Annotated in this window: 24 protein-coding genes; 14 read left to right on the top strand and 10 right to left on the bottom strand. The window is 46.6% G+C overall.

Translation table 11 applies throughout. The features are described from left to right. Positions 1 to 3 precede the first annotated feature (3 nt). The 6 genes from glyS to MPF33_08640 are packed head-to-tail and all read left to right on the top strand — an operon-like array spanning position 4 to position 4,091. Positions 4 to 1,710 carry a glycine--tRNA ligase gene (gene glyS, locus MPF33_08665; GenBank protein ID MCI2415293.1) on the top strand — a complete coding sequence of 569 codons (1,707 nt, stop codon included), beginning with the start codon at positions 4 to 6 and terminating at the stop codon, positions 1,708 to 1,710. Next, positions 1,707 to 2,054, top strand: coding sequence for a hypothetical protein (locus tag MPF33_08660; GenBank protein ID MCI2415292.1), 348 nt, complete (start codon positions 1,707 to 1,709; stop codon positions 2,052 to 2,054). The genes glyS and MPF33_08660 overlap by 4 nt, the downstream gene beginning before the upstream one ends. Beyond that, on the top strand, positions 2,051 to 2,455 hold the full coding sequence (locus MPF33_08655; GenBank protein ID MCI2415291.1) for a hypothetical protein: 405 nt from the start codon (positions 2,051 to 2,053) through the stop codon (positions 2,453 to 2,455). The genes MPF33_08660 and MPF33_08655 overlap by 4 nt, the downstream gene beginning before the upstream one ends. Positions 2,456 to 2,478: 23 nt before the next feature. Further along, entirely contained in the window at positions 2,479 to 3,111 is a 633-nt protein-coding gene (locus MPF33_08650) for a DUF47 family protein (GenBank protein MCI2415290.1), read from the top strand. Next, a complete protein-coding gene (gene endA, locus MPF33_08645; GenBank protein MCI2415289.1) occupies positions 3,111 to 3,659 on the top strand; it encodes a tRNA-intron lyase in 549 nt (182 codons plus the stop codon). Before MPF33_08650 ends, endA begins: the two co-directional genes overlap by 1 nt. 33 nt (positions 3,660 to 3,692) lie before the next feature. After that, a complete protein-coding gene (locus tag MPF33_08640) occupies positions 3,693 to 4,091 on the top strand; it encodes a hypothetical protein (protein MCI2415288.1) in 399 nt (132 codons plus the stop codon). On the opposite strand, the gene MPF33_08635 is transcribed toward MPF33_08640, so the two are convergent. Continuing rightward, positions 4,084 to 4,698, bottom strand: a complete 615-nt coding sequence (locus MPF33_08635; protein ID MCI2415287.1) for a UbiX family flavin prenyltransferase — start codon at positions 4,696 to 4,698, stop codon at positions 4,084 to 4,086. The two genes, MPF33_08640 and MPF33_08635, sit on opposite strands and share 8 nt — an antisense overlap. Further along, positions 4,632 to 4,838, bottom strand: a complete 207-nt coding sequence (locus MPF33_08630; GenBank protein MCI2415286.1) for a TRASH domain-containing protein — start codon at positions 4,836 to 4,838, stop codon at positions 4,632 to 4,634. The genes MPF33_08635 and MPF33_08630 overlap by 67 nt, the downstream gene beginning before the upstream one ends. Before the next feature lie 89 nt (positions 4,839 to 4,927). On the opposite strand from MPF33_08630, the gene MPF33_08625 reads away from it, so the two are divergent. Genes MPF33_08625 through MPF33_08600 form a run of 6 tightly spaced genes read left to right on the top strand, consistent with a single transcriptional unit; the run spans position 4,928 to position 8,450 of the window. Further along, positions 4,928 to 5,722, top strand: a complete 795-nt coding sequence (locus MPF33_08625) for a sulfide-dependent adenosine diphosphate thiazole synthase (GenBank protein ID MCI2415285.1) — start codon at positions 4,928 to 4,930, stop codon at positions 5,720 to 5,722. 27 nt (positions 5,723 to 5,749) lie between these two features. Then, entirely contained in the window at positions 5,750 to 6,106 is a 357-nt protein-coding gene (locus MPF33_08620) for a 30S ribosomal protein S24e (GenBank protein ID MCI2415284.1), read from the top strand. Beyond that, on the top strand, positions 6,084 to 6,269 hold the full coding sequence (locus tag MPF33_08615) for a 30S ribosomal protein S27ae (GenBank protein ID MCI2415283.1): 186 nt from the start codon (positions 6,084 to 6,086) through the stop codon (positions 6,267 to 6,269). Before MPF33_08620 ends, MPF33_08615 begins: the two co-directional genes overlap by 23 nt. 3 nt (positions 6,270 to 6,272) lie before the next feature. Next, entirely contained in the window at positions 6,273 to 7,268 is a 996-nt protein-coding gene (gene kae1 / locus MPF33_08610; GenBank protein ID MCI2415282.1) for a N(6)-L-threonylcarbamoyladenine synthase Kae1, read from the top strand. Beyond that, positions 7,229 to 7,921, top strand: coding sequence for a Kae1-associated kinase Bud32 (locus MPF33_08605; GenBank protein ID MCI2415281.1), 693 nt, complete (start codon positions 7,229 to 7,231; stop codon positions 7,919 to 7,921). Before kae1 ends, MPF33_08605 begins: the two co-directional genes overlap by 40 nt. Continuing rightward, positions 7,884 to 8,450, top strand: coding sequence for an XTP/dITP diphosphatase (locus MPF33_08600; GenBank protein ID MCI2415280.1), 567 nt, complete (start codon positions 7,884 to 7,886; stop codon positions 8,448 to 8,450). The genes MPF33_08605 and MPF33_08600 overlap by 38 nt, the downstream gene beginning before the upstream one ends. Positions 8,451 to 8,470: 20 nt before the next feature. Here MPF33_08600 and MPF33_08595 read toward each other — a convergent pair whose 3' ends face one another. Next, positions 8,471 to 9,445 (bottom strand): aldo/keto reductase, encoded by a 975-nt coding sequence (locus MPF33_08595; GenBank protein MCI2415279.1) that lies wholly within the window; start codon positions 9,443 to 9,445, stop codon positions 8,471 to 8,473. A gap of 57 nt (positions 9,446 to 9,502) precedes the next feature. On the opposite strand from MPF33_08595, the gene MPF33_08590 reads away from it, so the two are divergent. Beyond that, complete coding sequence (locus tag MPF33_08590) at positions 9,503 to 9,847, top strand: hypothetical protein (GenBank protein MCI2415278.1); 345 nt, start codon at positions 9,503 to 9,505, stop codon at positions 9,845 to 9,847. On the opposite strand, the gene MPF33_08585 is transcribed toward MPF33_08590, so the two are convergent. The 5 genes from MPF33_08585 to MPF33_08565 are packed head-to-tail and all read right to left on the bottom strand — an operon-like array spanning position 9,839 to position 12,957. Then, complete coding sequence (locus MPF33_08585) at positions 9,839 to 10,804, bottom strand: V-type ATPase subunit (protein ID MCI2415277.1); 966 nt, start codon at positions 10,802 to 10,804, stop codon at positions 9,839 to 9,841. The two genes, MPF33_08590 and MPF33_08585, sit on opposite strands and share 9 nt — an antisense overlap. Further along, positions 10,801 to 11,133: a hypothetical protein gene (locus tag MPF33_08580; protein MCI2415276.1), complete on the bottom strand. Its 333-nt coding sequence runs from the start codon at positions 11,131 to 11,133 to the stop codon at positions 10,801 to 10,803. The genes MPF33_08585 and MPF33_08580 overlap by 4 nt, the downstream gene beginning before the upstream one ends. A gap of 25 nt (positions 11,134 to 11,158) precedes the next feature. Continuing rightward, on the bottom strand, positions 11,159 to 11,977 hold the full coding sequence (locus tag MPF33_08575; GenBank protein ID MCI2415275.1) for a tRNA (adenine-N1)-methyltransferase: 819 nt from the start codon (positions 11,975 to 11,977) through the stop codon (positions 11,159 to 11,161). Between the two features lie 45 nt (positions 11,978 to 12,022). Then, a complete protein-coding gene (locus tag MPF33_08570; GenBank protein ID MCI2415274.1) occupies positions 12,023 to 12,169 on the bottom strand; it encodes a ribbon-helix-helix domain-containing protein in 147 nt (48 codons plus the stop codon). 56 nt (positions 12,170 to 12,225) lie between these two features. Next, the gene (locus tag MPF33_08565) at positions 12,226 to 12,957 is read right to left on the bottom strand and encodes a BlaI/MecI/CopY family transcriptional regulator (protein ID MCI2415273.1); all 732 of its coding nucleotides are present in this window, start codon (positions 12,955 to 12,957) and stop codon (positions 12,226 to 12,228) included. A gap of 46 nt (positions 12,958 to 13,003) precedes the next feature. Here MPF33_08565 and MPF33_08560 point away from each other — a divergent pair, with 46 nt between their 5' ends. Beyond that, on the top strand, positions 13,004 to 13,330 hold the full coding sequence (locus MPF33_08560) for a 30S ribosomal protein S25e (GenBank protein ID MCI2415272.1): 327 nt from the start codon (positions 13,004 to 13,006) through the stop codon (positions 13,328 to 13,330). Here the strand turns inward: MPF33_08560 and MPF33_08555 are convergent. Together MPF33_08555 and rgy are read right to left on the bottom strand one after the other, a co-directional pair. Beyond that, on the bottom strand, positions 13,327 to 14,202 hold the full coding sequence (locus MPF33_08555) for a carbon-nitrogen hydrolase family protein (GenBank protein ID MCI2415271.1): 876 nt from the start codon (positions 14,200 to 14,202) through the stop codon (positions 13,327 to 13,329). The two genes, MPF33_08560 and MPF33_08555, sit on opposite strands and share 4 nt — an antisense overlap. A gap of 7 nt (positions 14,203 to 14,209) precedes the next feature. Continuing rightward, on the bottom strand, positions 14,210 to 17,878 hold the full coding sequence (rgy, locus tag MPF33_08550; GenBank protein MCI2415270.1) for a reverse gyrase: 3,669 nt from the start codon (positions 17,876 to 17,878) through the stop codon (positions 14,210 to 14,212). Positions 17,879 to 17,985 lie beyond the last annotated feature (107 nt).

Raw genomic sequence — 17,985 nt, 5'->3', positions numbered from 1 at the left:
CTTGTGAGCGAAGTAGAGAAAGTAATAGAACTGGCAAAGAGGAGGGGGCTCTTCTGGCCCTCGTACGAGATATATGGCGGAGTAGGGGGGCTCTACGACATAGGACCTATTGGGGTTAGGATAAAGAACAAGATAGTGAACTTATGGAGAAAGTACTTTGTGGAGGACAACAAGGAGTTCGTGGTAGAGGTAGAGACTCCGATTATAACGCCTTACAAGGTGCTTGAAGCTAGCGGCCACGTAGACAATTTTACTGACCCTATAGTAGAGTGCACTAAGTGTCACAGGATCTACAGGGCGGATCACTTAGTAGAGGACGTACTGAAGGTAAACGTGGAGAGACTATCTATCTCTGAACTTAACCAACTAATAAAGGAGAAGAACGTCAAATGTCCCTCTTGTGGAGGGGATCTGGGAGATGTTAGAGCGTTTAACCTCCTCTTCTCTACCAACATTGGTCCCTACAGTGGTAGCACTGGTTTCCTTAGGCCCGAAACGGCGCAGGGGATGTTCACTTCCTTCAGAAAGGTCTACGAGGTAAGTAGGGAGAGGCTACCGCTGGGCATAGCCCAAGTTGGGAGAGTGGCGAGGAATGAGATATCCCCAAGGCAAGGGCTGATAAGGATGAGGGAGTTCACCATCATGGAAGTAGAGTTCTTCTTCGACCCAGAAGACGACGAAGTGCCATTGTACAGGTTCGAGGAGGATGAAATCAACATATGGAGAGCAGAGGACAAGGCCAAGGGGGAGGAGAAGGTCACCAAGTTCAAGGTAAAGGAGCTAGTGGGCGAAAAGGTGGTGGTAAACCCTTGGATGGCATATTGGATGGCAACAGCCAACAGGTTTGTAAAGGCCCTTGGAATCTCCAACACGTTTTTCGAGGAGAAGCTTCCACAGGAGAGGGCACACTACTCAAGGCAGACCTTTGACCAAATAGCAGTAGTAAAGGGGGAGAGGGTGGAGATATCTGGGCATGCATATAGGGGAGACTACGACTTAAGTAGGCACGCCAGGTTCAGTGGTCAGGACCTCTCTGTGTTCAAGAAGTACCTTGAGCCTAGGGCTGTGAAGAGAAAGGCCGTGATAATAAACAAGGACAAGTTGAACAACGAGAGCAAGGAGTTCGTGAAGGAGTTCATGACTAAGGTGGCCAACAAGTCGCCAGAGGAAATAGAGCAGATACTCGCTACTGGTTTCACCATAGACGGAAAGAAGGTCTCAGATTACGTCGTAGTGACTGAGAGGGAAGAGAAGGAGACTGGGAAGAGGTTCATTCCACACGTAGTTGAACCTTCCTTTGGAGTGGAGAGGTGCTTTTTCTTGAGCGTCCTCAACGCTTACAGCGAAAAGAAGGGCAGGATAGTCCTTTCCCTCCCCAGGGAGGTAGCCCCCTACGAAGTTGCAGTATTTCCCCTACTTGAGAGAGAAAATTTGGTGAAAAAGGCAAAGGAGATTTACTTGAAGGTTAAGGAGAAGTTCGACGCGGTCTACGACGATTCGGGGAGCATAGGGAGGAGATATGCTAGAGTGGATGAGATAGGAGTGCCTTATGCTGTGACTGTGGACCCGCAGACCTTAGAGGACAGCACGGTTACTATAAGGGATAGGGACACGTGGAAGCAGGTTAGAGTTAAAGAGGAAAAGTTAACTACCGCTTTGGAGAAACTATTTAGTGGAGAGCCTATCGAAAAAGCAGGTGAGGGTAGTTGAGCGAAAAAGAAGAGAAGGAGAAGGTTAACATAAAGGCCCTAGTTAACGTAGTTCCCCCAGCCTCTGCCTTGAAGGGCGAAAAGAAGGCCCCATTGAAGGAGAAGAGGGTGAAGATTAGGAAGAAGGGAGAAGTAGAGGAAGGAACGCTTATAATTTCCGTGAAGTTGGCAAAGGACATAGGCGTTAAGGGGAAGGTGGAAATATCGGTAAAGGGCAAAAGGCTGGAGTTAAGTACTATAACTCAGGAGGGGTTACCGGAGATCGAGGTCTGGGCAAACCCAAACGACATGGTAAAGCTGGGTTTAGAGGACAATAGCACTGTCACTCTGAGGGTAATACAGTGAACGAGAACGAGGTTAAGGTCCTCAAGGTGCTCAAGGACTTTGAGCAGTACGTAGAGGATCATTCGCTCTACCTACAAGAGATTGAGAACTTGATTGCCATAAATAGGCCAGACTACGAGAGGGCAACCAGGCTGTTAAGGAGGATAAGGAGGGTCAGGAAGAGCTTAATCCAAGGGGCTATGATTATAATGGAGAACATCTCCCAAGTAAGCAACCCAAAGGTCAAGGAGGAGAGCATAGGCATAGTGAGCTACCTTTCTACCGTGGGCTTTAGAGACGAGAGGGAACTGTTGATCAACTTAAACGACGTTATGAAAAAGTCTGGGCAAGACCTAGGCATAAACGAGGATATACAGCAACTAAACGAAGCTATGAGCTCCCTCTCTAAGCTTAGTTTTTAAACCATTATTACTTTTCTTACACAATGAGTATCGCCCACATGACCTTGGAGGAAAAGATGCAACAGATAACGCTTAAGCTAATAGACGAGATCAGGGTATTCTACGAGTTCCTCACAGTCAAGACTCGGAACCCCATGCAGGCCTACGCTAAGATAAACGGGATAAAGAACAGCGTGGAAAACGAGAAGTACCTGCTGGGCGAGTACATCGTAAAGGTCAAGGAGGGCCTAGACGACAAGGACCTGTACTTTGCCATCCTCGATAGGCTGGAAAAGATATCGCAGAACATAGATGCTAGCGCGTATAGGCTGAGCGTCCTACTGGCGAGGGGTACGGAACTCAACGAGATAGTCTACAAGTTCACCGTAGTGATGTCGGAGAAGATATTGGCTTCCTTGACCCACCTTATCGAGGCTATAAAGAGCTTGTCCATTAACGCGAAGAAGTCGGTGGAGAGTTCCAGGAACGTGCTTAAGCTAGAGGAAGAGGTAGACGACTTGTATAGAAACGTAGAGCTGAAGCTGTTCGAGGCCAAGTACGATGACTTGATATACGTAATGCTTATGAAGGACATTGTAGACAGACTAGAGGACAGCGAGGACTTGATAAGGGACGTGGCGAACGACATTACCTACATAGCCTTTGGGAGGATGTGATGCCGGCTAAGGGGTACCTCCTTTACGATAGGATCGTCGTTCCGGATCCACAAGAGGCTAAGGGGATCTACAACGGAGGTTTTTACGGTAAGCCGATAGGCGTGTCCAAGCCTAAAAAGGAGGAAGAGTTAGAGAGACCCCTCGAGCTGTCCTTAATAGAGGGGGTTTACCTAGCAAAGAAGAACCTACTCGAAGTGTACTCCGATGGGAAATCCTTGAGCGATAAGGAGCTATATGACTATGCAAAGAACATCATTAACAAGTTCGAGATCCTCTACGCGGTCTACGAGGATTTGAGGAAGAGGGGATTCGTAGTTAGGTCCGGGATAAAGTTCGGCGCCGACTTCGCAGTGTACAACCTAGGTCCGGGGATTGAGCATGCCCCATACGTGGTAATAGTCTTAGACGAGAACGCCAAGCTATTTGCCCACGAGCTCATGAGCTTCGGCAGGGTCTCCCACAGTACCAGGAAAAAGCTGGTTCTCGCCATAGTTAACTTAAACACTAGGAACATAAGATACATAATATTTAAATGGGTGAAAATGTAAGTAGATTATAGACAATAGCGTTGGGGGTTTGTAGTGAGAAGTAATTTTAACGAGAGAGAGTCAAGGCATAGAGGTCAATACGTGGAAGACGAGCCAAAACCCCTTCCATTGGGAGATAAATGTAACTACTTATGTCCATATTTTAGGTGTAACAAGAGGGCATTAATGATCCAGACAAAGTACGTCAAGGGAAACCCCTATAAAGCTGGATACTGCAGGTGGGTAGGAGACACGTGCATAACCGGAGACTGTCAGTACGCCTATTGTGAAAAGAGGGCCTTACTGCCTGGCAATAAGTGTGCTTTCGCCGTGAACAAGAGGGACGGCAGTAAGGACGACATAGAGAGGGAATTGAGGGAGGAGGACTACGATAACAAGCTTAAGGAGCTCCTATCAAAGAAGCTAGGTAAGAAAGACGTAGACTTCATCTAGACCACCTCTTGTACAAGTCGTTTTCTATCCTCAAGGAGTCAAGTGTTTTGCCTACTACGAAGTTTATCATGTCGTCAATAGTCTTAGGCCTAGAGTAAAAACCGGGAGAAGCGGGTAGTATTACAACTCCCATCCTAGAAAGTTTTAAGGCGTTTTCTAGTTCCAGAGGACCAAGTGGGGTTTCCCTGAGGACTAGGGTTAGTCTTTTTCTCATCCTTATGAAGTTTATCGCGGTTCTAGTGACTAAATTGGAGGCAATTCCGTGGGCGACCTCTGCTAGCGTCCTAATACTACAGGGAATTACTGCCATTCCCTTGGAGTTCACGAGGAAGCTAGAGCTTGAGGTAGGGGCGTCTATCTCCTCTTCCATGAATACGTTTCTAGTGTGTTTGGATACTTCCTTAAATAAGTCCATGGAGTTTTCCTTTTCTGCTACCTTTAACGCTCCCCTCGTGATCAATGCATACACAGGGTAGCCCATCAGTGAGAGGGACTCCACTGCTCTTAATCCGTATACTATTCCGCTTGCCCCTGTTATCCCTATAACAACTGCTTTTTTCTTTGCCCTGTCCTCTGTTCCTGTCTTCTCATCCATTCCCTTGTCCATTGAGAATAACACTCCCTACTACAAAAAGTCCACGGTTTATTGTTGCAACACGTCTTCACAACTATAGGGTTTTCCCTCACAATCTTACCGCACCAGTCGCATCTAAATCCTCCTATCCCAGTCTTTATCTGAAACGGCATGCATTAAAGTGAGCCACAGCATTATTATGTATTGTCACAATAAAGTCAATTTAAATTAGTTTATAAGATGCTTATAGCGATTAGTACTTATGCAAAGCATTAGGATTAAGCAGGTAGATGAAGTGAAGATAAGCAGGTACATCCTTAAGTACACTTTTGAGGATTGGTACAGCATAGTGGATAGCGACGTTATAGTGGTTGGAGCAGGACCTTCTGGCCTGGCTACAGCCTACTTCACTGCTAAGGCCGGACTGAAAACGGTGGTTTTCGAGAGGAGGTTAAGCTTCGGCGGTGGGATAGGGGGTGGCGCCATGAACTTCCACAAGATAGTAATAGAGAGCCCCGCAGACGAGTTACTGAGGGAGTGGAAAGTGAAGCTTGTGGAAGCAGAGGAGGGAGTTTTCATTGTAGACACAGCCGAGTTTATGGCAAAGCTTGGAGCTGCAGCTATAGACGCTGGGGCGAAGGTTATACATGGAATAAACGTAGACGACGTGATCTTCAGGGACAACCCGTTAAGGGTGGCCGGAGTGGCAGTAGAGTGGACCTCAACGCAGATGTCTGGGCTGCACGTGGATCCGCTCTTCGTATCGGCTAAAGCAGTAGTAGACGCGACCGGACATGACGCGGAAATCCTCTCTGTGGCGTCGAGGAAAATCCCGGAGTTAGGTATCGTGATCCCAGGGGAAAAATCGGCATACAGCGAGGTCGCAGAGGAGCTGGTGGTAAAGAACGCTGGTAAGGTTGCCGAGGGGCTGTACACTACTGGGATGGCAGTGTGTGAGGTGAAGTCCTTGCCCAGAATGGGGCCTATATTCGGCGCCATGGTTCTCTCAGGGAAGAAAGTTGCCGAAGACATAATAAACGACTTGCGTAACTCTTAAAACCATCATTTTTGTATTAATGACGATATGAGTCAAACTCAGCAGATTAAGGTTTCGGACAAGGTACAGGGCGTTGTTGAGAGGGATACCTTTAACAAGGTAATTGAGAGAAGGGAGATCGCGATTAAACTTTTCCACATAGGTGTGGGAACTCCATCTAGGGAAGAACTAAGGAAGGCGATAGCTCAGTTTTTAGGTAAGCCGGAGGAACTAGTGGTTGTGAGGAAGATCTTCACCAAATATGGGGCTGGCATAAGCGAGGCTAGGGTTCATATTTACGATAAAAAAGAAAATTTAGAAAAGTATGAACCAAAGCATTTATTAGAGAGAGGAACAGGAAAGAAGCAAGGTGGTGAGCAGAGTGGCGAGCAAAAACAAGGTTAAGGCCTCAGTTAGGACTTATTACGAAATAGTGGACGGCAAGGTCAAACTGAAGAACAAAAAATGTCCAAGGTGCGGAAGTGTAATGGGGCACCACTTGAAGCCCAGGGAGAGATGGGCCTGCGGTAAGTGTGGGTATACAGAGTTTGTCACGGGGAAAAAGTAAGGTATGTTAGTTCTTGGGATTGAATCCACAGCCCACACTTTTGGGGTTGGAATAGTAACTGACGAGAGACCGTACATACTTTCAAACGTTAGGGACACTTACATCCCGAAAAATGGCGGAATGAAGCCTACAGACCTAGCGAGGCACCACGCTACTGTCGCAGCAGATGTCATAAGTCAGGCTCTTAAAGAGGCGAGCGTTTCTATAAAAGATGTGGATTACATTGCCGTGGCTCTAGGTCCAGGCATAGGCCCAGCGTTGAGAGTAGGTGCAGTAGTGGCGAGGACTTTGGCGCTCAAGTTCGATAAAAAGCTAGTCCCAGTAAACCACGGTATCGGGCATATAGAGATCGGGTATTTGACTACTGGCGCGAAAGACCCTTTAATTTTGTATTTATCTGGAGGTAACACTATAATAACTACGTTCTACGAGGGTAGGTTCAGGGTCTTTGGAGAGACGCTGGACATAGCCTTAGGGAACTTAATTGACGTCTTCTCCAGGGAAGTAGGACTTGCTCCACCTTACGTAGTAAACGGCAAACACGTTATAGACATATGCGCGGATCAAGGGGGAAAGCTAATTGAGTTGCCTTACGTAGTGAAGGGTCAAGATATGTCGTATTCTGGGCTTTTAACTGCATCATTGAAGGCAGCAAGGAAATACGACCTCCACGACGTGTGTTACAGCATAAGGGAAGTGGCCTTCGACATGCTATTAGAGGCGACTGAGAGAGCCATGGCTTTAACTGGGAAAAGAGAGGTCATGATAGTAGGTGGAGTAGCAGCGAGCGTGAGTTTGAGGAAGAAGCTCGAGGACTTAGCTAGGGAGTGGGATGCAGAAGTGAAGATTGTGCCTCCGGCATTTGCAGGTGATAACGGCGCCATGATAGCCTATGCGGGACTGCTAGCGGGAAAACACGGAGTTTTCGTGGACGTGGGGAACTCCCACATTAGGCCTAGATGGCGGATCGACGAGGTACCCGTACCTTGGAGGGCTTAAGACTAATTAAAAGGGGGGCGGAGTCTGTAATATACGAAGGCTATTTCCTGGGCATACACGCTATTTTCAAGAAGAGGGTATCGAAGTCGTATAGGGATCCTAAGTTGGACAGGGAGATCAACGAGCAGAGGACCATGTACGAAGCTAGGACAATTTACAGCGTTTTGAAGGCCGGGATAAACGCCCCAGCTGTACTGTTCGTGGATCTAGCTAACTTTACTATAGTCATGGAGTTTGTGGAAGGCGCTGTAATCAGGGACTACATAAATGAGGGGAAATTGGACGAGGAAGGACTCGGAGCGCTGGGGGAGAAGATAGGGCAGATCGCGGGTAAACTACATAGGGCAGGCATCGCACACGGAGATCTGACCACCAACAACTTGATCTTAAAGGACAACGGTGAGCTATTCGTGATAGACTTTGGCCTATCTAAGAGAACGAACGACGTAGAGGACTTCGCGACCGACGTTCACGTACTGCTAAGGTCGCTAGAGAGCGTCCACCCAGAAGCAAAGGATCACCTCTTTGAGGGATTTGTTACAGGCTACTCCACCGAAATCCCAAATTACAAGGAAGTACTCGATACTGTAAGGGAAATTAGGATGAGGGGAAGATATGTTGAGGAAAGACGTAGTAAGGCTAGTAACAAGTAACGCGCACAAGTTTGAGGAGATGTCTCACATCGCAGGTGAATACGGAGTAAAGCTAGAGATGCTAAACGCGCAGAAAATTGAGATACAGACCGACTCGCTGGAGGATGTGGCCCGTTACTCTGCCCTCCTCCTTTTCGAGATGTATAGGGTACCACTGGTGGTTGACGACAGTGGGCTCTTCATCGAAGAGCTAAAGGGATTCCCTGGTCCTTACACCAACTTCGTGAAGAAAACCCTCGACATAGATGGGATTTTAAGGTTAATGAGCGGCGTAAAGCAGAGACAGGCGTACTTTGAGACTGTTATATGCTACGTCGATGAGAGGGAGGTAAGGACATTTAGCGGGAAAGTCTACGGAAGGATAACCGAGAGGCCTTCAGGGGAGAAGGGCTTCGGTTTCGACCCTATATTTGCTCCTGAGGGAAGTGACAAGACATTTGCTGAAATGACCGTGGATGAGAAAAATAAGTACTCGCATAGGGCCAGGGCTTTTAGGAAATTCTTAGAGTACTACACTGGACGTCAATGAACAGACAAATAGGGAACCACTCACTTATAGATCTTGGTCTCCTCTATGCTCTCCTCGTTAAGGTCTTTGTAGTACTTTTTGTAGTAGTCCTCAATGAAGTTCATGTCGTCCTCCTTTAGATCCGGTAGCTCCTCCACCTTTAGGAACTCGTTCAGTTCGTCAAGGTTCGTTATATTGGGCACGACCGTGGATACGTTCCTATTGTAAAGTACGAACTTCAAGGCCAGTTGGGAGAGGGTCATCCCCTTTTCCCCGGCGAACTTCAGGAGGTTCTGGCTTCTCTCCACTGCAGTCCTAATCCACTCGATCTTCTTGAGGCTTCTGTGGAGGCTCTTGTCGTAGGTAATTGGCCACCTCCTCTCCAGTAACGCGTCCGACGCGTGAGGCACTCTCGTTACGTGGCCTATGCGGTAGTTTAGGAGTTCTCTCCCAGGGTACTGTTCGATCAAGTTGTATATGTGCTCCAGAGCCTCGTATCCCATCCTTATCGCCTCCTTCCCTTCCTCTCCCCATCCCAACGTTGGGCCTAAGGCTACCCCTATTGCCCTAACCTTTCCTTCGTTTTTTAAGGAAAGGAGAAAGCCGAAGACATCTTTTCTCCTTATGATCTCCATCTTTGGGTTGTGGATCATCAAAACGTCGACGTAATCTGTGTTCAACCTTTTTAACGACTGGGAAAAGGCGAACTCTAGGAAATCTACTGAGAAGTTGTGGACAGCTCTACCGTTAACCTTATTGTAGAAATCGTAACCTATCTTAGTAAGGATTACAATTTGGTCCCTCTTATTACCTAGAGCCTTCGCTATTATTTCCTCTGCCCTACCTTCGCCGTAAATGTCTCCAGTGTCGTAAAAGGTAATCCCCTTACTGAAGGACTCTCTAAGTAGGTCTTCCCCCTTGTATGGGTTTCCCCACCAGTCAGTGACTACGCTCCACAACCCCAATCCTATTTCAGAGACCTTAATGCCAGTAGTACCTAGTTCTCTATAGTTCATAGTTATACCACATATATAACTCTCAAACCTTTTGAAAATAAGCGTATATCCCTTCATATGTTTGTTGCATTGAATGAGAGAGAATTTGACGACGTGATAACGAGGTTCAAGGAACTTGTGTACGAGTATAACTCAAAGATTAAGGAGTATAACGTCTACTTGAAGCCCTTCCACGTGGTCAACAAGGGTGGTAAGAGGTATTTCTACATAGGAAAGTACTGGTACAAGTTGGAAAGGATAAACGGTAAGCTGAAGTGGATATACCTTGGCAAAGAAAAGCCAATAAAAGAAATGCCCGAACCTCCAAGGTTTCCGGAGGTAACAATCATAAAGGCAGAAAACAAGTACATCGTGGACGACAAAATATTTAAGGAATTGAGGGCATCTGTTCTGTCAGACTAGCTCCAGTGACAACTTTGCCTTTATTTTCTCTTGCGGTAGTCCTAGCTTGAGTCCATTGAGTATCGTTATTAGGTCTTCCATGTCCAGCTTCAGTAACTCGGCTATTGCTAGAGCTGTAACTGGAGTAAAGGGGGAGCCCATAAATGCGTTCAGCGAGGCATTTCTGGCCTGGACTCTAGCCACTCTGTGTAACGTTGAAAGTGCAGTGTAAACGCTGGAGAAGTCCATTGACCTAGCGTAAGGTAACCTCCTAAGGGTGTCCAAAGCCTCTTCGTTGGACCTAGCGTTCATCAAGTCCTTAATAGTGTCTACGCTTACCTTACAGTGAATCTCCTCTTGGACCTTCTGCCTTAAAGCCAAGCTAACCGTGTAGTAGTCCTTGTATCCGCACAAAATGCCGTCAGCGAAGGACTTCCAGTCACCTCTTAACCCTTCTGTTATCTTAGTCAGTTCCGAGATGAAGAAGTAGTCTAAATAAGAGTTTAACTGCGACAAGTTCTTTGGGTTTTTGCCCAGTGCGTATTGAAGGGCCTTACCGTGAATCGTATCCCTAACTACGTTCAATAACTCGTTTACGTTTGTGGGCTTTGCGTCTACGACTTTTGGGAAAAACCTTGACCTAAGTTCTACTCCGTTCTCCACTGACGCTATTAGGCTCTCAAACTCGTCTAACGTGACAGCGTAATAGTACAAGTTGACTATATCGTGAGAGGTCTTTACTGACATGCTGAGGTTTCCCAGTTGGAGGAGGTTCTCGATCGTATTTTTCTTTATTAAGAACTCCATTTCCTCAAAGTTGTCACTTGTCTCCTCTAAGTAGTTCCTCTCCTTCAGAATGTTTACAGCATTTTTCCAGTCTGACTCCGAGAGTATCTCGTTTATCGTTCCCTTAGTCAGCGTCTTTGCCTTAAAGTTACGCGAGATTGACGTCAAGTAAGCCAGCGCTGGAACACTCATTTGAATGCTTCACCTAGGGCAGATATTACCTCAGAGATGGCCTTCTCGAGGTTTTTCTCCGCCGACGTCTTTATTTGCCTCAGTTTCTGTTCCCTTTCGTTCATGTATTGTTTCCTTATCTTGTCTATTTCAGTAGCTTTTTCGTCCTCAATGGACTTCGAGATCTCCTTTAAAGCCTCCTCTGCTATTGCCGACAACTGCTGGGAGAGAGTCTGGGATAGCATTATGAGGTTTTTCGCGTCTGTAGCTACCTCAGATTTCACGTTCTTGATGTCGTTCTCAAAGTTGACGATCAGCCTAGCGTAAACGCTGAGCTTTGCCTCGCTCATAATCCAGCCACTATATAGATAGAATTCATGAGGTTTTTATTGATTTCCTTCCCCTTATTATGTATCCAGTGTGGGTAATACCGACGTTCTTTGGTCTAGTGGCGCCCTCTTTGACCTTGTACTCTCTCAGGATTAGCTCTTCTGCGTGGATCTCCACGAACCCCTTCCTTTCCATTTCCAAGTAAGTCTTCTCCACTTGATTTACGGTAGGAACGAAAACGATCAGAGTCGCCGATGGCTTTAAGGCTTCATAGGCCTTCTCTACAACTTCCCAAGGGCTTGGCATGTCTAAAAACACCGCGTCTACGCCCTTCTCGTCAAAGCCCTCCCTTATATCCTTAAGCTTAAACTCTATCCTGTCCTGCAAATTTAGGACGCTGGCGTTAAACTTTGCCGTTTCCTGCATGTCCCTCCTTACGTCGTAAGTTATTACCTTCCCTTCCTTTCCCAAGAAGTGTGCCAGGGAAATGGTCAGGAACCCTGACCCCGTGCCCGCCTCTATTACAACGCTCCCGGGCTCCACGCTCGACGAGTAAATCATGTAAGCTACGTCTTTAGGGTACAAGACTTGAGATGGCCTCCTTAAGTCGAGGTAAATGTCCTCTAGAATAGGCCTAAGGAGGTACGCTGTAGCCCTCGAGAGCTTTAACACGTCACCGTATTCCTTGCCTATTATGTCGTCGTGTAGGATGTAACCCTTGTCGGTGTCCAGCCTCTTGCCCTTTACAAGCTTTGCCAGAAAAACCCTCTTGGGGTCGATCCATATGGTCACTACGTCTCCTTCGTTAAGTACCACGCTACATTGAAGGCTCCCACATTTAAAAAATCTTATCTTTGTCAGCATTGGTGTCTTAATTCACCGTTCATAAATACCAGCCGTCATCACGCACTACTCTTTAATCCAGAGTTCTTTTCTAATAAACTCTCCTATCGCAGCTCTTATTACTTCGCTCCTGGACTCATACCTTCCAGTGTTGACCAGCTCGTCTATTGCTTCCAGAAATTGCTCTGGTAGCTTAACGGTTATTATTTTCATCTAAGATCGTTTTATGGAATTGCCAGTATAATCCTTTTAAGTATTTTTGCGTGGTGCTATTTTGACGAACTTTCCCACAGGTGGTTGAAGTAGACGGTGGCTATGTCGACAAAGTACTTGTGGTTTGAAAGTATGCCGGAGAGCCTATCGTTGTTTTTAACGATAAGGAGGACGGACGAGGCCGTTATGATTCCGCTGCCAAACATGTTGTCTGACCTTTTAATGCTTTCGGGCGGAATTTTGGTGACGCTTACACTTGAGGTCACCAACAACCTCACCTCTGAGTTAAAAACCTTTGTGGAAAGTAATTCGATAACGTCATTGGTAACGAGTTCCGGGTAAGAGAGCACAACGTAATACCTCTTGCTGTTCTCGTTGAGTATCTCGAAAATGGTCTTTTTCAAGTCGACCGTCGGAATCACCATTATAGTGTAGGAGGACGAGGACGACAGCATTGCGGAGATGGGCTCGATGAACTGCTTCTCGAACTCGTTTATTTTCTCCTCTAGGAGTTTTTTTATGTTTGCCCACAAGTCTCTTATCGGAATGGCGTAGTAGTAAGAGGGTTTCTTTCCTGTCTTCCTTATCCAACCCCTCTCTTCAAGCTTGGTGAGTATGCTGTAGACTTTTGTGTACGAAATCTCCAGCTTGTCCGAGATCTGTCTTGCCGTCATCTGGCCTTCGAGGAGGAGGGTGGCGTAAATTCTGAGCTCAGACTTTGAGATTCCAAGAATTGACGCGAACCTTGAAACCCTTGATAGGATGTCCTCTATGAGGTTCTCAGTCACAAATATATATTCTTTAACTACATAAAAGATTATTAGGTGAAGTTACGTGGGAGGAGCAACAAAGAAGCCCATATCGAACGTTGAGAAGAGAATGAAGAAGGAAATGGAGGCACAGCAGAAGAAGGCACAGGGCAAGAAGACGTCAAAAACCGGAAGCGAGGTCATATCTAAGAACATTACGATCTCCAACGAGATGATCAAGAAGGTTCAAGAGGAAATAAAGAAGGAAAAGATAATAACGCCGTACGAGTTAGCCACTAAAACCAACGTCACCGTTAGCGTGGCAAAAAGGATACTGAAGGAACTGAGTAGTCAGGGAATAGTTAAGGAGCAATTTAAGAACAGGAGAACCGCTATATACGTGGCGCCTTAGTCCTCGTTTTTGTTTATTACCGTCTTCTCGCCTAAACTCCTTGACTTTTTTACGCTCTTGCATAGCACATTTATCACAGACTCAACATTTGCCAACTTGCTTATTACGCTTTCCTTGGCGCTTTGGGTGATGACTGATGTCTCTGCCAACAGAATTGAGTCTTCCTCTTCAGCTTCCTTATAGATGAGTGAGTCCGGTGTTACTATAAAGGTAGGTGAGTAACCTATTATCTCCCCGTTCTCGTTTTCTATTAGTTCACCGGTAATGAGGTATGGAATTCCATTTTCAACGCTTCTCGCTATGGCAAGGTTCTTAACTAGGTCCTGCTTTTTGCCAAGGGCCCTCATTGTACCTATTATTGCTTGCGCGCCACCAAGCGATAGTAGCTTGTTGATCTCGGGAGACATCAAGTCCTCTTCGGATATAATGCCGTACTTGTTATCTAAGACGACGTTTATTGGTTCTTTCCCGCCGGATATCCCAAGTCTTATGTCCTTCTCCGACACAACTACCTTCCTGTATTTTCCTATTATTTCGCCATCTGGGGAGATAACCAACGTTGTCAGGAATATTTTGGGCCCAGCTTGCTCTAGAAGGGGGCCAGCTATTAGGTGGACTTCCCCTTCCATAGCCAACTTTACGAGTACGTCAGTTGAGCTCCCAGGTATCTTCTCAGCCAAGTTTCTTACCATACTGCGCATCTTCTTCTCGTTGTTATATAACTCAAAGGAGTTCCCTACTGGGAACAAAGAAGGCAAGATAACAAGCTTTGCTCCCTTTTCTTTTGACGCCTTTATGAGCTTCTTTGCCTTCTCAATGTTATACTTTCTTGACATCTCCCTAATTTTCAAATAAGTTAGTGAAATTAGCATGACATTTTCACCCAATATCTTGTATCTCCTCATATAATTGCTTTAATATTTGTCTGTAGTCCTCCTTTCCCTCCTCAATTAAGTCCATGCGTTCAAGCAAGTCCCTAGTGCGCTCTTCTGACACGAACTTCTGGAACCTCTTAACTAGAAAGTCGTGAACGTCTATGCCCAAGGTTGACGGAATAAGCCTCTTAGTGTTTCTGCTCTCAAATATGTACCTCCTTTTTAATAGGGTTGACACTATTGTGGCGTACGTACTAGGTCTTCCTATTTTTCTGTTCTTCATCTCGGTAATAAGGCTTCCCTGTGTGTACAACTGGACGTCGCTCTTCATGAAGGAATACTTTATGTCAACTTCGAACTCGCAATCCTTCCCCGGTGTGCAGTTTATTTTCGGCCTTATGGGCTCACTGGTGCCCTTGATGGGCAAGTACAGCTTCTCAAACTTCACTTGGGAAGGCAAGTAAACCTTGTAGATGTTCTCTACCGGGTTGTTCTCGACGTTCATCGCAGTCCCGTCATGGGTCTTAACGCTAACGTACACTCTTTCCTTTTCAACTATTAAGGAAACTAACTGGCTCGTTATAAACCTCCTGAATATCAAGTCGTATATCTTGTAGTGGTTTGCGGTTAACCTTCTTGGGAGCTCCAGTTCTCCTTCCTCTATCATCGCCCTCAACTGGTCCGAGTCCAGGGGCTTTGTAACCCTTATCGCCTCGTGCGCTCCTCCCTCTCCCCAGCTCCTTGGCTTAAAGACTTCCTTATATTTCTCTCCTAGAGTTTGCTTTAAGTAGCTCTCCGCAATGCTTATACCAACAGACGAAATCCTGGTGCTGTCTGTCCTGTGGTAAGTTATAAGACCCATCTCGAAGAGTTCCTGCGCGATCCTCATGGTCTCTTGCGCTGATATACCGTAAAAGTTGGAGGAGTCAGAGAGTAAAGCGTCTGTGGTGTAAGGAGGTAGGGGGCCGAACTCTTCCTTGACGTCCTCTATGCGGTCAATTGTCAGTATTAGCTTACTGTTCTTGTTCATCTTGGACTGGCGGGTGACCAACACCGAGATAGAGTCGAAGGCCCGTATTACGTAAACCTTCCTCCTTGTATTGTTGTACTGGTTATACTTGTCTATTACCCAACCGAGGACTGGCGTTTGAACCCTCCCAGCGCTCAAGTTCCTGTTCTCCGTACACGGCTTCCCTAGTTTATTGCACTCCTCCTTCCAAAACTCTGTCTGGAGCTTTTTGGAAAGCTTAAATCCTATCCACCTGTCCTCAACTCTCCTCACTAGCTGGGACTGCAGAAGGGGGAGCGAGAACTTCCTAGGGTTGTTCAAAGCCTCTGTAATGGCCCTTCTCGTCACTTCGTGGAACTCCGCCCTCAGGATGTTGGGGTTATACGGTCTGAGGTTAAGGTATATGTCCCACGCTATCTTTTCCCCCTCTATATCTGGATCTGTCCCTATGAATATCTCGTCGGCTTCAAGCGCTAGGTTCCTCAGCGCGTTAACTACGTCCTTCTTGTCTCTGACGTTCTCGCTACCGCATATGGGGCAGGAACGGCCGTCCTTGTACTCAGTAAATTGGTGGCCATTTGAACAGCGCTTTATCGTATTGTAATAGGCTACGAAAGACGGCTCTCCATCTCCTCTCACCTCGACTCCGTGGATCCCTATGTCCTTTGTAGTTAAGTCATATACGTGCCCACCGCTTGCGGTCACCATCAGCACTCTATTCCCTATCACTGTCTCGTAAACCCTCAACCCCTTAAACTCCCTTACGCTAGGCCTTGAGAAGAAATTGGAGATGGTCTTAGCCTTGTTTGGCGACTCGACTATAAAGAGAGTGGTCTTTATCTTCTCTACCATGTTCGCGGATAGGGCTCCGCTTTCCCTTATTTTCTTGATCCTCTCCCTCTCACTGTTTAACTTTTCCACTATTTTCGCCAGGTCTGCTTCTCCTAATTTCCAGTTGACGACGTCAAGTGGCTCCCACTTCACCTCGTCGAGGACTAACGAGAGCTTTCTGGTCAGCAATTCAAATAGCTTTTCGTCGTCAACTAGGAGGACGGAGAGACCGGTCGTAAGCTCTCCTCCAAATATCCTAGATGTCCTTCCGCTAGCCTGTATGTAGGTCAAGTAGTCAGGGGACGAAATAAAACCGTCACTCGTGACGTATATCTCGCCTATTTCCGCTATCTTCTCCAGGAGGTCTCTCTTTTTCAGATTTTCGTTCACGATCTTGTATGCCTTAGCTAAAACTTGGTCGTCAATTTGTCCCTCCTTAACCTTCTGCGCAAGCACGTTGAGGGCGGCAGGAGACGTGTTCCTCAGCCTCGCTCTTACCTGCCTAAGCACGCTAGCTATTCCTTGGTCCTTCGTAACCAGCGATATCAAGCTCAGCATCCTCAGCATTGCCAAGGGGTGTATGTTCTCCCCTATCCTGAACCGGAATTTGGGTATTCCAGTGAAGACAGCGTACTTTACCCTCCACGGGATATCTATGCCTCTAACGAGGATGCCGTAGTGCGTTGCAACGCCTATTAGAGCATCTATCTCTCCGTTTACGAACTTGTCTAGCTTGGAGGTGGAAGAGGACGAAATGAAGTCCACCCTCAAGTCCCCATTTAGCTCCTCTGCCAGTTGCTTTGCGTAAGCAGTTCCCTTATCTACGGGCACAAAGACGAGGCCACCGGGCCCAAGCTTTCTTAGGATCCTTCTAATTGTGTCAACTACGTCTCCGCCCTTTACGTAGGAGTCTATTACGTTACGTAGGTAAATGACCGCACTGCCTGGTCTGAACCCCATGAGCGAGGAGAAAACCGGGTTGCTCTTTGTTATGGTTGCTGAGGAGAATATGGCCACCTTGTTCCCAACCTTCTTCTCCCTCAGTTTTTCTATTTCACCAAAGGCCGATTCGTCTCTCCTAGCCCTCCAAAGGAGTTCCTTTACAGTTTTCACGTCATCCTCAGTGAACCCCATCAGCTTCAGAACTGAAACGGAGCTCTTGCTCGACTTCAGGACTGAGTCAACATCGTCTACAAATACGTAACCGAACTGGGAAGTGTTTAGGTGATCGATGTTATTTATTATGTACCTCGAGGTTGACATGAATATGTCGAAGTCTGAGGATTCCAGTACCTTGTTGAGTTCTTCCCTCTGGGAACTTGTCATTCCCGAAATGTAATAGGAGACCTTAGGTACCTTCTCGAAGTCTTTGCTCATCTGTTGGATCTTCTCTACTACTTGCTTCACTAATGTCTTCGTGGGAAAGATCATCAGAGACTTGATCCCCTTCGTGAAGAAATAGAGGGACATGAGGATTCCAAAGGTAGTCTTTCCTAGCCCAGGAGGGGCTATGATGGCAAAGCTTTCTCCCTTCAACGCTCTGATTATCCAAGACCTCTGAGGTCCCAGAGGAGGAGATCCCAGAATCCTAGCGAAAAGGTCTGAGACCTTGCTGTATTCCTCTAGGATATTCTTGTATTCGCTTAACTGCTTCAGCGTTCCGTAATTCTTTAAGTAGTCAACTAAGTCAAAGAGTGAGCCAAATTCCCTCTCGTCCCTCACGCAGTTCTCGCAAAGGGAACCCCTGTAAAGCCTCCTCGAGGAAACGTCTCTCCCGCAGTTTGGGCAGGACCCCATGTAGATAATGTCCGGGATGCCGTAATCGGAACCCATTAGTAGAACTCTGAGAGAGGGATTATTTAAAAATTCCATCTTGAGGGCGTTGTCTCCCTCTAAATAGAATAGCTTTAGGTCAGCTCAACTAGAATCTTTAAGCCCAA

It is taken from the genome of Candidatus Aramenus sp. CH1, assembly GCA_022678445.1.
Classification (GTDB): Archaea; Thermoproteota; Thermoprotei_A; order Sulfolobales; family Sulfolobaceae; genus Aramenus.
Note: the sequence above shows the minus strand (reverse complement) of the source record. Positions and strands in the feature narration are given on the sequence as shown.